The organism is Burkholderia sp. BCC0405, assembly GCF_902833075.1.
Lineage (GTDB): Bacteria > Pseudomonadota > Gammaproteobacteria > Burkholderiales > Burkholderiaceae > Burkholderia.
Window position 1 is genome coordinate 62,191 of the sequence record NZ_CADFEO010000002.1, and the last position, 14,418, is coordinate 76,608.

The window sequence follows — 14,418 nt, forward strand, 5'->3', positions numbered from 1 at the left end:
CGTCGCGGGTGCAAATCAAGGATGAATGCCATGACGACACACACGACGGAACGCGAAAACGTCCCGCCCGGCCTCGGCCAAGATCAGCGTCCGCGCGGAATTGTTCACCGCACGCGCGGGAAGAGCAATGGTTCGATTACGCGGCTCGTGAGCCCCTCAGACCTGGGTGGTGTCATCAAGCCGTTCGTGTTCCTTGATCGCTTCGAGTCGGACGGCAGGCATGCTTCGCCTGTTGAACTCGGCTGGCACCCGCACTCGGGCATTGCCACGGTAACGGTCATCCTCGACGGCTCGATCAAATACGCTGAGACGACTGGCAACGCTGGCGTACTGCCGGCGGGCGGCGTGGAGTGGATGCAGGCAGGTGGCGGTGTTTGGCATACGGGTGGCGTGGACTCGGCGCTCGTGAGAGGTTTCCAGCTCTGGGTGGCTTTGCCACCCGAACTCGAGAACGCGCCGAGCAGAAGCCAGTACGTGTTGCCAGAGCAGATCCCAAGTGCCGGTCCGGTACGCGTGATCCTTGGCACGTACGATGGCATGACGAGCCCAATCGCGTCGCCACCGATGACGTACCTTGCGGTCACGCTGAAGGACGGCGAGCGCTGGACATTTCATCCCCCGTCGGGGCAAGACGTCGCGTGGGTCTCGGTAATGGATGGCGTGTTGAGTGCGGCATCGCGTATCACGCACGGAGAAGTCGCGATTTTTGAGCGCGCGGAGACAGCCATCGAGTTGGTAGCCGAGGGCGACACACGGTTCGTGATGGGGTCGGCCACGCTGCATCCGCACGAACTCGTGCTCGGCTACTACTCCGTTCACACAAGCGCGGAGGCGCTGAGCCGAGGCGAGGCCGAGATCCGCCGCATCGGACATCAACTTCGCACCGAAGGCAATCAGAGCTACGCGCTTCGGTCAATCTGACGTCGGGGCGCGCGATGCGGAAAGAAGAGCAGAAACTCTTTCGACACCGCGTCGAAGGTATGCCCGAGTGCAAGTCACAGGTGGCTCTTCGCCCCTCGAATACCTCCGGTACCAGGGGGGCGCTTCTGCGGCAAGTCTACTTGAGGGGTGCTTTGCATCGCTCAACCCTGGTCGTAGCCGAAAAATGGATCGGGCGCGAGAGCGTGCTTAGTTCGATGCTGTCGTATAAACAGACCAAACAATAATCTGCAATCGGAGTTCTCCATGACATCGCTCAACATCAACGGACAGACACATACCGTCGCGGCTCCGCCCGATATGCCTTTGCTGTGGGTCTTACGCGATCTCGTCGGCTTGACCGGCACGAAGTTCGGCTGCGGGATCGCTCAGTGCGGGGCCTGCACTGTGCATCTGGACGGCGTAGCGGTGCGCTCGTGCGTGTTGCCGGTGGCCGCAGTCGGCAACAAGAAGGTGACCACGATCGAAGCGGTCGGCGAAACGCCTGCTGGCAAGAAGGTACAGCAGGCCTGGCGTCAAATCGACGTGGTGCAGTGCGGCTACTGCCAATCGGGGCAAGTGATGTCCGCCGCTTCGCTACTTGCACAGAACCCCAATCCGACCGATGCGGACATCGACGCTGCCATGGCCGGCAACATCTGTCGTTGCGGTACCTACAACCGCATCCGTGCGGCCATCAAGCAAGCGGCAAAGGAGGCATGACATGTCGCAAGGACTGTTTGATGCGAAGAACGGTGCTCCTGCCGGTACGCCGGACGAGAACGGCCCTCACTTCTCGCGCCGTACCTTTCTGAAATTTAGTGCCACGGTAGGTGTGGCTGCGGGCGGTGGCCTGCTGCTCGGTTTCAGCGTGCCGGCGTTAAGCCAGGGGCCGAGCCGGGCCGGTAAATCGGTGATTGGCGGGGACGCAAGCGAACCGGCGCCGGCCGGGGTGTTCGCGCCGAATGCCTTCATCCAGATCGACAATTCGGGCAAGGTCACGCTGGTGATCCCGAAGGTCGAGATGGGGCAGGGCGTCTATACGTCGATTCCGATGCTGATCGCCGAAGAACTGGAAGTGCCGCTCGAGAGCGTCACGCTCAATCACGCACCGCCCGATGCGAAGCGCTTCATGGATCCGTTGCTCGGCGCCCAGGCGACCGGTGGCTCGACGTCGATTCGATACGCCTGGGATCCCATGCGCAAGGCAGGCGCAACTGCGCGGGTATTGCTCATCAACGCGGCAGCTAGCCAATGGCAGGTCGATCCAGCTAGCTGTCATGCCCACGCTGGGCATGTGATTCATACCGCCAGCCGGCGCAGCATCCATTACGGTCAACTGGTCAGTACCGCAGCAAAACTGCCGGCACCGCAGAATGTGCCGCTGAAAGATCCGAAGGACTTCAGGATTATCGGCACGGCGGTCAAGCGTCTGGATTCGTCGGAGAAGGTGGACGGCACCGCTATGTTCGGCCTCGACGTACGGGTACCGAATATGGTTTATGCGGTGATCGCTACGTGCCCGGTGTTCGGCGGCACACTCGCCAGCGTCGACGACAGCAAGGCGAAGAAAATTGCCGGCGTGCGCCATGTCGTCAAGATAGACAATGCGGTGGCCGTAGTCGGTGACCACACGTGGGCGGCAAAGCGTGGCCTTGCCACGCTCGATATCAAGTGGAACGAAGGGGCGGGCGCGCAGCTCTCGATGACACAGATCGTCGGCGACCTTGCTAGCGCAGCGGACGATGCTGCGGGGGCCGTGGCTCGCAAGGACGGTGATGTGGCAAAGGGGTTCTTGGACGCGAAGACTCGCATCGACTCGGTCTATCAGCAACCGTTCCTGGCACACGCCACGATGGAGCCCGTCAACTGCACTGTGCACGTGCGCGCCGACGGCTGCGATATCTGGTTGGGCACGCAGGTGCCGACGCGGATTGTCGACGCAGCAGTGCAAATAACCGGCCTGCCGGCAGGAAAAATCGCCGTGCACAACCATCTGCTCGGTGGCGCCTTCGGGCGCCGCCTCGAGGTCGACATGGCCATCCAGGCGCTGAAGATCGGCAAGCAGGTTGGGAGGCCAGTCAAGGTAGTCTGGACACGCGAGGAAGACATCCAGCATGACATGTACCGCCCGTATTACTACGACAAGATCTCGGCGGGGCTCGACGCGAATGGCAGGCCGATTGCGTGGCAGCACCGGATCGTCGGGTCGTCGATCATGGCGCGCTATGCGCCGCCGGTGGTCCAGCATGGTCTCGATCCCGACGCGGTAGAGGTCTCCGCGGACCTTCCATACGATTTGCCGAACCAGTTTATCGACTATGTGCGTCAGGAGCCGCGCACGGTTCCGACCGCATTTTGGCGCGGCGTCGGGGCAACCCGCGGCACGTTCGTGGTGGAAAGCTTCATCGACGAACTAGCTGCGCAGGCCAAAATTGATCCCGTGAAATACCGGCGGGATCTGCTCGGTAAGTCACCACGTGTCTTGGGCGTTCTCGATACGGCTGCCCGCGCAGCCGGCTGGGGCACCACCAGCCTTCCGCATGGGCAAGGGCGCGGCGTGTCGGTCATGCATGCGTTTGGCAGCTTCTTTTCGATGATCGTGGACGTGAGTGTCTATCAAGGTGAGGTAACGGTGAGCCGTGTGGTGTGCGCGGTCGATTGCGGCATGGTCGTCAATCCGAACACTGTTGAAGCGCAGGTGCAGGGTGGCATCATCTTTGGCATCACGGCGGCACTGTATAACGAGGTCACGATCAAGGAAGGTCGTGTCGAGCAGAGCAACTTCACCGATTACCGGATGCTGCGCATCGACCAGACACCCAGCATCGAAGTGCATATCGTGAAGAGCATCGAGGCGCCCGGCGGGATCGGCGAGCCTGGCACGGCGGCCTTGGCGCCTGCCTTGGCCAATGCCATCTACGCGGCCACTGGCAAGCGATTGCGGCGATTGCCGGTTGGCGATCAGTTGCGAGGCGCCTGAGTAGGGGCCGATCATGAGCAAGACATCGAAGTTACTCAGCGCGGTGCGGGTTGTCACGTTGAGCTTCGCGCTGTCGTTGGCATTACAGTCGGGCGCTCGCGCTGCAGGTGACGCGCTGGTTCAGCGCGGCGCCTATCTGGCGAAGCTTGGCGATTGCGCGGCCTGCCATTCGGCACCTCACGGCAAACCGTTCGCTGGCGGTCTGCCGATGAATACGCCCATTGGCAAGATCTACAGTACCAATATCACGCCCGATCGAAGCGCCGGTATCGGCAGTTACACTGAAGAAGACTTCGTTCGAGCATTGCGCGAAGGTGTGACCAGGGACGGACGCAACTTGTATCCGGCGATGCCATATCCGTCGTACGCGAAGGTCAACGACGACGACATTAGGGCACTCTATGCGTTTTTCATGGAGGGCGTGGCGCCAGTGCAGCAGGCCAATCGCGAATCCGACATTCCGTGGCCGCTCAACATGCGTTGGCCGTTAAGGCTGTGGAACGCGGTGTTTCTCAACAGGGATGTCTATCAGTACAAACCAGGTGAGGACGTCGCATGGAATCGTGGAGCGTACCTGGTTCAGGGGCTAGGTCATTGTGGTTCGTGTCATACGCCGCGCGGCATTGCGTTCCAGGAAAAGGCGTTGGATGAGCGCGGCGTTGCGTATCTGACGGGTGCCGCGCTGGACGGCTGGTTTGCGGCCAACCTGACCGGCGCGTATAACACCGGACTGGGACGCTGGTCGGAGTTGGAGCTCGTAGCATTTCTCAAGACAGGTGCGAATGCGCACGCATTCGCGTTCGGCCCGATGACCAGTGTGATTAACAACAGCACGCAGGCCATGACCGATATCGACATCATCGCGATGACAACCTACCTGAAGTCGCTTCCCGCAGTGGGAGGCCCAAGCGCGTGGCGATATTCATTTGACGGACAGGCCATCAGGGCGTTGCTGACGCGTCCGGCGAATGACGCCGGTGCGCGAGTCTATGCCGAGTACTGCTTGCATTGTCACGGAGTGGATGGCCGGGGAGTTGCGTTGATGATGGCACCATTGGCGGGCAATCCGAATGTCATGGAGCGCGATGCGTCATCGCTCATCAACGTGACGCTGAACGGCACGGGTGACCTTGTGATTCAAGGCATTCCGTCGCCGTATCCGATGCAGAAGTATGCGCTAGTCCTCAATGACAGGCAGATTTCCGACGTGCTGACGTTCGTTCGCGCAGGCTGGAACAACGGTGCGTCAGCGGTGAGCGTGGATGAGGTGGCGATGTTGAGAAGGTCGACGCTGGTGGTCCGATAACGCAATGTAGTCCAGTCGGTCGGCATACGTTTGAAATAAGTCGAGCGAGACAGCGGGTAACCATAGATTCGTGTGATTGCCGCTGTCAATTTTTCTCAGACAAACCCACTTTTTCGCATCGCTCGGCTGTGTCGTAGCATGTCAATGCATCCGTCAACCAGTTTCATTGCATGCTTCTCTGCGTCAATTATGTCGGGAAGCATTAGCATATCTCGAATGAAGCCGAAGACAAATGTATGAAGTATGAGTGCCGATCGCCTGGTGTCAAGATTTTCTGGTAATTGTTGTTTTTCTACGGCTGAAGTCAATATTTGATGAAATTGCTCCAATATCTCGATCGTGAAATATTTGGTGCGCAATAAAGCGGGGTCCATTTCTCCCGTGTATTCGCACTTCAGGAAGAGGATGCTGAAAACTCTGTTTAGTTGGGGGTCGCGTATGATATCAAGCAGGTATCTAACTAAAATTATTCTCAAGCTACGGAGTGGATTGGGCCTTGCGCGTTTCGGTATCGATTTGAGTCCATTGATTGGGGGTTGGGCGCGCTCCAGTATTGCGTCGAATAAGTTACTTTTGTGCTTAAAGTGCCAATAGATCGCCCCACGCGTGAGTTCCGCACGTTGAGCGATATCCGCGAGGGCAGTATGCGAAACACCTTTTTCAAAAAAGACCATTTCGGCAGCGTCAAGAATCTTGTTCCGGGTAGTAAGCATGCCTTCTTTGGTGCGTCGAGTCATAGTGGTGAGCCTGTTAATGTGTTGTATGTAAAATACAGTAACTTGAAATGTCAAATGTAAAACAAATATTGTTTTAAATAATTTTTTGTTAGGAATGCAGTGTAAATTGGATTGCTTATCTTTAATTGAATGGTAATTGCGGGTTTGATCTGTGGCAAGAATTTTGTGCTTGAACTTGTAACGTCATCCCCGGTGTTCTCTTGACATACCGTATGTCGAGATCGTGCCTATTGCATTTGCCGTCCAGAAATTCAGCTGTTCGATCTGCGTCGCGAGGCGCATCCGTGTTGCGCTCCCTTCGGTCGGGTGCGGCACTTATTCCATTGGTTATACACAGAGGTCGCTCCATGCGCGTCGAACGGGTTCCATACCGCTTACTCACTGTCGCGACGGCCGCCGTCTTCCTGGCCGCGTGCGGGAAAAAAGAATCGGCACCGCCGCCGCAAACGCCGGAAGTCGGCGTCGTCACCGTCCAGCCGCAGGCCGTGCCGGCGGTCACCGAACTGCCGGGCCGCACCAGCGCGTTCCTCGTCGCGCAGGTGCGCGCACGGGTCGACGGCATCGTGCTGCGCCGTGAATTTACCGAAGGCACCGACGTCAAGGCTGGCCAGCGTCTCTACAAGATCGACCCGGCGCCTTACATCGCCGCGCTGAATAGTGCAAAGGCGACCCTTGCGAGGGCGCAGGCGAACCTCGTCACGCAGAATGCGCTGGTCGCGCGCTACAAGGTGCTGGTGGCCGCCAACGCGGTCAGCAAGCAGGATTACGACAACGCGGTGGCCACGCAAGGCCAGGCCGCGGCGGACGTCGCGGCCGGCAAGGCAGCGGTCGACACTGCGCAGATCAACCTCGGCTATACCGATGTCGTGTCGCCGATCACCGGCCGCGTCGGCATCTCGCAGGTGACGCCGGGCGCCTACGTGCAGGCGAGCCAGGCGACGCTGATGTCGACGGTGCAGCAGCTCGATCCGGTGTACGTGGACCTCACGCAGTCGAGCCTCGACGGGCTGAAGCTGCGCCAGGACGTGCAGAGCGGCCGCCTGAAGACGAGCGGCCCGGGCGCCGCGAAGGTGTCGCTGATCCTCGAAGACGGCAAGACCTATTCGGAGCCGGGCAGGCTACAGTTCTCGGACGTGACGGTCGACCAGACCACCGGCTCGGTGACGATTCGCGCGATCTTCCCGAACCCGGGCCGCGTGCTGCTGCCGGGCATGTTCGTGCGCGCTCGGATCGAGGAAGGCGTGAACGAGAACGCGTTCCTGGTGCCGCAGATCGGCGTCACGCATGACCAGAAGGGGCAGGCGATCGCACTGATCGTGAACGCGGCCAACAAGGTCGAGACACGTCCGTTGACGACGGCCGGCACGTACGGCCAGGACTGGATCGTCGAAGGCGGTCTGGAAGCGGGCGATCACGTGATCGTGCAGGGCGCCGGCATGGTACATCCGGGTGCGACCGTGAAGTCGGTACCGGCACAGCTCGCACCGGCGGGCGCCCCCGCCACTGCCGCGCCGGCGAGTGCTGCCGCTGCTTCGAGCGCGCAATAACAGGGAGCCTGTTTCATGGCAAAGTTTTTTATCGATCGCCCGATCTTCGCGTGGGTGATCGCCATCATCCTGATGCTGGCCGGGGTTGCGTCGATCTTCACGCTGCCGATCTCGCAGTATCCGACGATCGCGCCGCCATCGATCCAGGTCACCGCGAACTACCCGGGCGCTTCCGCGAAGACGGTGGAAGATACGGTGACGCAGGTGATCGAGCAGCAGATGAGCGGTCTCGACAACTTCCTGTACATGTCGTCGACCAGCGATGACTCGGGCAACGCGACGATCACGCTGACCTTCGCGCCGGGCACCAACGCCGACATCGCACAGGTTCAGGTGCAGAACAAGCTGTCGCTCGCGACGCCGATCCTGCCGCAGGTCGTGCAGCAGCTCGGCCTCTCGGTGACGAAATCGAGCAGCAGCTTCCTGCTGGTGCTCGCCTTCAACTCCGAAGACGGCAGTATGTCGAGAGAGGATCTTGCGAATTTCGTGGCGTCGCACGTGAAGGATCCGATCAGCCGGTTGAACGGCGTCGGTACCGTCACGCTGTTCGGCACGCAGTACGCGATGCGGATCTGGCTCGACCCGAACCGCCTGACGAACTACGGCCTCACGCCGGTCGATGTGTCGAGCGCGATCTCCGCACAGAACGTGCAGATCGCAGGCGGCCAGATTGGTGGCACGCCGTCCACGCCGGGCACCGTGCTGCAGGCGACGATTACCGAATCGACGCTGCTGCAGACGCCCGCGCAGTTCGGCAACATCCTGCTGAAGGTCAACCAGGACGGCTCGCAGGTTCGCCTGAAGGACGTCGCGAAGATCGAACTCGGCGGCGAAAACTACAACTTCGACACGAAGTACAACGGGCAGCCAACGGCTGGCCTCGGCATTCAGCTCGCGACCAACGCGAACGCGCTCGCGACCGCGAAGGCCGTGCGCGCGAAGATCGACGAACTGGCGCCGTTCTTCCCGCACGGCCTCGTCGTGAAGTACCCGTACGACACGACGCCGTTCGTGAAGCTGTCGATCGAGGAAGTGGTCAAGACACTGCTCGAAGGTATCGTGCTGGTGTTCCTCGTGATGTATCTGTTCCTGCAGAACCTGCGGGCGACGATCATCCCGACGATCGCGGTGCCGGTCGTGCTGCTCGGCACATTCGCGATCATGTCGATGGTCGGCTTCTCGATCAACACGCTGTCGATGTTCGGCCTCGTGCTCGCCATCGGCCTGCTGGTGGACGATGCGATCGTGGTCGTGGAGAACGTTGAGCGGGTGATGGCGGAAGAGGGCCTGTCACCGAAGGAGGCGACCCGCAAGGCGATGGACCAGATCACCGGCGCACTCGTCGGCGTGGCGCTCGTGCTGTCGGCGGTGTTCGTGCCGGTGGCGTTCTCGGGTGGCTCGGTCGGCGCGATCTATCGCCAGTTCTCGCTGACGATCGTGTCGGCGATGGTGCTGTCGGTGCTCGTCGCGTTGATTCTGACGCCGGCACTGTGCGCGACGATCCTCAAGCCGATCCCGCAAGGGCATCACGAAGAGAAGAAGGGCTTCTTCGGCTGGTTCAACCGCACGTTCAACAACAGCCGCGACAAGTACCACGTCGGCGTGCACCACGTGATCAAGCGCTCGGGCCGCTGGCTCATCATCTACCTGGTCGTGATCGTCGCGGTCGGCCTGCTGTTCGTGCGCCTGCCGAAGTCGTTCCTGCCCGATGAAGACCAGGGCCTGATGTTCGTGATCGTGCAGACGCCGTCGGGTTCGACGCAGGAAACGACCGCGAAGACGCTCGCGAACATTTCCGACTACCTGCTGAAGGACGAGAAGGACATCGTCGAATCGGCGTTCACGGTCAACGGCTTCAGCTTCGCCGGCCGCGGCCAGAACTCCGGTCTCGTGTTCGTGCGCCTGAAGGACTACTCGCAGCGTCAGCATGCGAACCAGAAGGTGCAGGCGCTGATCGGCCGGATGTTCGGGCGCTACGCGGGCTACAAGGACGCGATCGTGATCCCGTTCAACCCGCCGTCGATTCCTGAGCTCGGTACGGCTGCCGGCTTCGACTTCGAGCTGACGGACAACGCGGGTCTCGGCCACGATGCGCTGATGGCGGCGCGTAACCAGCTGCTCGGGTTGGCCTCGAAGGATCCGACGCTGCAGGGCGTGCGTCCGAACGGCCTGAACGATACGCCGCAGTACAAGGTCGACATCGATCGCGAGAAGGCGAACGCGCTCGGCGTGACGGCATCGGCGATCGACCAGACGTTCTCGATCGCATGGGCGTCGCAGTACGTGAACAACTTCCTGGATACCGACGGCCGGATCAAGCGCGTGTACGTACAGGCGGACGCACCGTTCCGGATGACGCCGGAAGACCTGAACATCTGGTACGTGCGCAACGGGTCGGGCGGGATGGTGCCGTTCAGCGCGTTCGCGACCGGTCACTGGACGTACGGTTCGCCGAAACTCGAGCGCTACAACGGTGTGTCGGCGATGGAAATCCAGGGTCAGGCCGCACCGGGCAAGTCGACCGGCCAGGCGATGGCTGCGATGGAAGGGCTCGCGAAGAAGCTGCCGGTCGGTATCGGCTACTCGTGGACCGGCCTGTCGTTCCAGGAAATCCAGTCCGGCTCGCAGGCGCCGATCCTGTACGCGATCTCGATCCTCGTCGTGTTCCTGTGTCTGGCGGCGCTGTATGAAAGCTGGTCGATTCCGTTCTCGGTGATCATGGTGGTGCCGCTCGGCGTGATCGGCGCACTGCTTGCGGCCACGATGCGCGGCCTCGAGAACGACGTGTTCTTCCAGGTCGGCCTGCTGACTACCGTGGGCTTGTCCGCGAAGAACGCGATCCTGATCGTGGAGTTCGCGCGCGAACTGCAGGTGACGGAGAAGATGGGGCCGATCGAGGCCGCGCTGGAAGCGGCGCGCCTGCGGCTGCGTCCGATCCTGATGACGTCGCTCGCGTTCATTCTCGGCGTGATGCCGCTCGCGATCAGCAACGGCGCGGGTTCGGCCAGCCAGCACGCAATCGGTACGGGCGTGATCGGCGGGATGATCACGGCGACGTTCCTCGCGATCTTCATGATCCCGATGTTCTTCGTGAAGATCCGCGCGATCTTCAGCGGCGAGAAGGAAGACGTCGACGAGGCGCTGCGCCTGGCTCAGGAGCACTCGCACCACGAAGAGAAGCCGGGCAACGGCGACGAAGGCAACAAGGGACAGTGATGATGCAAAAACACGCTTTGACTGCAATCGCGGTCGCGCTCTTTGCCGCGGGCTGCACGATGGCGCCGCATTACAAGCGGCCCGACGCGCCCGTTGCGCAGGCGTACCCTGCCGGCGGCGTCTACGCGACGCAGCCGGGTGCGGCCGGCGCGCGCAGCGCGAACGGCCAGGCGGCGACCGCCATCGGCTGGCGCGAGTTCTTCGTCGATCCGCGCCTGCAGCGGCTGATCGAGATCGCGCTGAAGAACAACCGCGACCTGCGCGTGTCGGTGCTGAACATCGAGGCGGCGCGCGCGCAGTACCAGATCACGCGCGCGGGGCTGTTCCCGACGCTCGACGGCACCGGTACGGGCACGATCCAGCGCTATCCGCAGGGTGTTTCGCCGACCGGGCAGGCCACCATCTCGCGCACCTATAACGTCGGCCTGTCGGCGTCGTGGGAGCTCGACCTGTTCGGCCGCGTGCAGAGCCTGAAGGACCAGGCGCTCGCGCAGTACCTGTCGACCGCGTATGCACGGCAGGCGTCGGAAATCTCGCTGGTGTCGCAGGTGGCCGATCAATACCTGACGCTGCTGTCGACCGACGATCTGCTGAAGGTCACGGAGAACACGCTGAAGACGGCGCAGGACTCGTACAACCTGACAAAGCTGCAGTTCGACAACGGCACGGGCACCGAGCTCGACCTGCGCCAGGCGCAGACGGTCGTCGAAACGGCGCTCGCGAACCAGCAGCAGCAGGCGCGTGCGCGTGCGCAGGCGCTGAACTATCTGGTGCTGCTGATCGGCGAGCCGCTGCCGGACGATCTGCCGCCGGGCCTGCCGCTCGACGCGCAGAACCTGCTGACGGACGTGCCGGCGGGCCTTCCGTCGGACCTGCTGACGCGTCGCCCGGACGTGATGCAGGCCGAGCAGTCGCTGCTGGCCGCGAATGCGAACATCGGTGCGGCGCGCGCGGCGTTCTTCCCGAGGATCTCGCTGACGGCCGCATTCGGCACGGCGAGCCCGACGTTGGGCGGCCTGTTCAAGGCCGGCACGGCGGCATGGTCGTTCGCGCCGAATATCGCGCTGCCGATCTTCGAAGGCGGGCAGAACATCGCGAACCTCGATCTCGCGCACGTGCAGAAGCGCATCGAGATCGCCAACTACGAGAAGGCGATCCAGTCGGCGTTCCGCGACGTGGCTGACGGGCTGGCCGCACGCGGCACGTACGACCAGCAGATCGCGGCGCTCGAGCGCAACGAGCACGCGCAGCAGCGACGTTTCGACCTGTCGGACCTGCGTTACAAGAACGGTGTCGACAGCTACCTGTCGGTGCTGACCGCGCAGACGGACCTGTACAACGCGCAGCAGACGCTGATCAATGCGCGTCTGGCACGCTGGACCAACCTGGTCAACCTGTACCGTGCGCTGGGCGGCGGGTGGATCGAGCGGGCCGGCGAGACGCCGCGCGCGCCGGATGCGCCGGTCGACTACGGCAAGGCGGCCGCTCCGGCGCCCGCGTCGGCAGCGGCGACGAACGGGTAAGCGCAAGGAGGGGCAGGCGCGGTTTTGATCGCGCTTGTCCTTCGAACCGGCTGCATGCGGAATCGAAAACGCCACGGACTTTCGTCCGTGGCGTTTTCCTTTGTGTCCCCGAATCGTGCGGCGCGAAGACGGTTGGGGGACGATGCGCGCACCGGATTCCAGTGCGGCTTATCGCGCCGGACTCGTCGTCCCGCGTAGCCAACCGGCATCCCGTGCCGCGCCCGTGGGCGACCGGCTTTCACGCGCCATGACCGGTCGTCCGACTGTCCGGTCGTCCAATTCCCGCGCACAGTCCAGCCCCCGCAAAGCAAAAACGCCACGGCATGCCGTGGCGTCTTTCGTTACCGCTTTGCGCCGTCGTCCGGTGCGTGGCGATCAGTGGTGCACGTCGGCGGGACGGCCGTCGAAGTCGTGTCCGGCGCGGCGGATGTCGCAGCGCGCATCCTTTTCGCCTTTCACGCCGTTGAACACGACGTTCAGGATCACGGCTGTCGCCGATGCCAGCAGGATGCCGCTGTGCAGGATCGGGGCGAGCGCGGGCGGCAGCTTCGAGAAGAAGTGCGGCGACACGACCGGCACGAGGCCCATGCCGACGCTCACCGCGACGATGAACAGGTTGTGCGTGTTGTTCACGAAGTCGACCTTCGACAGCACCTTGATGCCGTTCGCGGCCACCATCCCGAACATCACGATGCCTGCGCCGCCGAGCACGAACGGCGGCACCGACGCGACGACCTGCGCCATCTTCGGGAACAGGCCGAGCAGCACGAGGATCACGCCGCCGGTGGCGCACACGAAACGGCTTTTCACGCCCGTCACGCCGATCAGGCCGACGTTCTGCGAGAACGACGTATGCGGGAACGAGTTGAAGATGCCGCCGATCAGCGTGCCGAGGCCGTCGACGCGCAGGCCGCGCACGAGGCGCTCCTGGTTGACCGGGCGATCGACCATGTCGCCGACCGCGAGGAACATGCCGGTCGATTCGATGAACGTGACGAACATCACCGTGACCATCGTCACGATCGACAGCGGGTCGAAATGCGGCAGGCCGAAGTGGAACGGCATCACGAAGCCGACCCACGGTGCGTGCGCGACGCCGTCGGTATTCACGCGGCCGATCGCGAAGGCGATCGCGAAGCCGGCGACGATGCCGAGCAGCACCGAGATGTTCGCGATGAAGCCGCGGCCGTATTTGTTGATCAGCAGAATCAGTGTCAGCACGAGCAGCGACAGGCCGAGATAGACGGGGCTGCCGTATTCGGGGTTGCCGACGCCGCCGGCCGCCCAGTTGATGCCCACTTCCATCAGCGACAGCCCGATCACCGCGATCACGGTGCCGACGACCACGGGCGGGAAGAATCGCAGCAGCTTGCCGATCATCGGCGCGAGCACGATGCCGATGATGCCGGCCGCGATGGTCGAGCCGAAGATGTCGAGGATGCCGAGGCCGGGGTTGGTGCCGATCGCGATCATCGGGCCGACTGCCGCGAACGTGCAGCCCATGATGACGGGCAGGCGGATCCCGAAGATCCACAGGCCGAGCGTCTGGATCAGCGTGGCGATGCCGCACGAAAACAGATCGGCGCTGATCAGGAACGCGATCTGGTCTTTCGGCAGCTTGAGCGCGGCGCCGACGATAAGCGGCACGGCGACAGCGCCGGCGTACATGACGAGGACGTGTTGCAGGCCAAGCGTTACCAGCTTGCCGGTCGGCAGCACCTCATCGCACGGATGGACCGTGTTCGATTGCATCTGTCTCACTCCATGATCTTGTTTTCGGGGTGATACGAAGTTATGCGGAATGAATCCACGCAACAAGAGCGCTGGGTACTATTCCGTTCTTTGCGGGTTCGATATGCCAATTCGGCATGAAACAGGGTGTCGATCATCGGGAAACAGCCGCAGGAGTGAGGTTTCCCGGTTTTATAGCCCTTCAAAATAGCGCTGGCCCCCGTGTCAAATATCGGCCGCTTTATGGTGTGTATCGGGCGGGGTGCATAGTGGCAAAAAGTGCCTGGGAAAAATCGTGGCGGGTTAACCCGCGAACGGCCGCTTTTGCCCGCAAGGCGCAGCCGGGTTGAACCCGGCCGGCAACCGCGTTTTCGGCCTGCCGCCGTGGTGGCAAAAAACGGGGCGCGCATCGCGATCCCGTTATCATCGACATCCGTTCATTCGAATTCGCCCCCAC

At 62.2% G+C, this 14,418-nt stretch carries 9 protein-coding genes; 7 read left to right on the forward strand and 2 right to left on the reverse strand.

Annotation, left to right across the window (positions count from 1 at the left end; translation table 11 throughout):
* Nucleotides 1-30: 30 nt before the first annotated feature.
* From HWX36_RS03380 to HWX36_RS03395, 4 genes are all read left to right on the forward strand, one after another.
* A complete protein-coding gene (locus tag HWX36_RS03380; RefSeq protein WP_175950878.1) occupies nt 31-921 on the forward strand; it encodes a pirin family protein in 891 nt (296 codons plus the stop codon).
* A 264-nt stretch (nt 922-1,185) separates the two neighbouring features.
* Nucleotides 1,186-1,641, forward strand: a complete 456-nt coding sequence (locus HWX36_RS03385; RefSeq protein ID WP_175950879.1) for a (2Fe-2S)-binding protein — start codon at nt 1,186-1,188, stop codon at nt 1,639-1,641.
* Between the two features lies 1 nt (nt 1,642).
* The gene (locus HWX36_RS03390; protein ID WP_175950880.1) at nt 1,643-3,901 is read left to right on the forward strand and encodes a molybdopterin cofactor-binding domain-containing protein; all 2,259 of its coding nucleotides are present in this window, start codon (nt 1,643-1,645) and stop codon (nt 3,899-3,901) included.
* Nucleotides 3,902-3,914: 13 nt separating this feature from the next.
* Nucleotides 3,915-5,207, forward strand: a complete 1,293-nt coding sequence (locus tag HWX36_RS03395) for a cytochrome c (RefSeq protein ID WP_175950881.1) — start codon at nt 3,915-3,917, stop codon at nt 5,205-5,207.
* Nucleotides 5,208-5,302: 95 nt separating this feature from the next.
* On the opposite strand, the gene HWX36_RS03400 is transcribed toward HWX36_RS03395, so the two are convergent.
* A complete protein-coding gene (locus HWX36_RS03400) occupies nt 5,303-5,944 on the reverse strand; it encodes a TetR family transcriptional regulator (RefSeq protein ID WP_175950882.1) in 642 nt (213 codons plus the stop codon).
* A 347-nt stretch (nt 5,945-6,291) separates the two neighbouring features.
* Between HWX36_RS03400 and HWX36_RS03405 the strand changes: the two genes are divergently transcribed.
* The 3 genes from HWX36_RS03405 to HWX36_RS03415 are packed head-to-tail and all read left to right on the forward strand — an operon-like array spanning nt 6,292 to nt 12,230.
* The gene (locus tag HWX36_RS03405; protein WP_175950883.1) at nt 6,292-7,491 is read left to right on the forward strand and encodes an efflux RND transporter periplasmic adaptor subunit; all 1,200 of its coding nucleotides are present in this window, start codon (nt 6,292-6,294) and stop codon (nt 7,489-7,491) included.
* Between the two features lie 15 nt (nt 7,492-7,506).
* Entirely contained in the window at nt 7,507-10,707 is a 3,201-nt protein-coding gene (locus HWX36_RS03410; protein ID WP_175950884.1) for an efflux RND transporter permease subunit, read from the forward strand.
* Nucleotides 10,707-12,230: an efflux transporter outer membrane subunit gene (locus HWX36_RS03415; protein ID WP_175950885.1), complete on the forward strand. Its 1,524-nt coding sequence runs from the start codon at nt 10,707-10,709 to the stop codon at nt 12,228-12,230. Before HWX36_RS03410 ends, HWX36_RS03415 begins: the two co-directional genes overlap by 1 nt.
* A 375-nt stretch (nt 12,231-12,605) precedes the next feature.
* Here HWX36_RS03415 and HWX36_RS03420 read toward each other — a convergent pair whose 3' ends face one another.
* Nucleotides 12,606-13,982, reverse strand: a complete 1,377-nt coding sequence (locus HWX36_RS03420) for a nucleobase:cation symporter-2 family protein (RefSeq protein ID WP_175950886.1) — start codon at nt 13,980-13,982, stop codon at nt 12,606-12,608.
* Between the last annotated feature and the right edge of the window lie 436 nt (nt 13,983-14,418).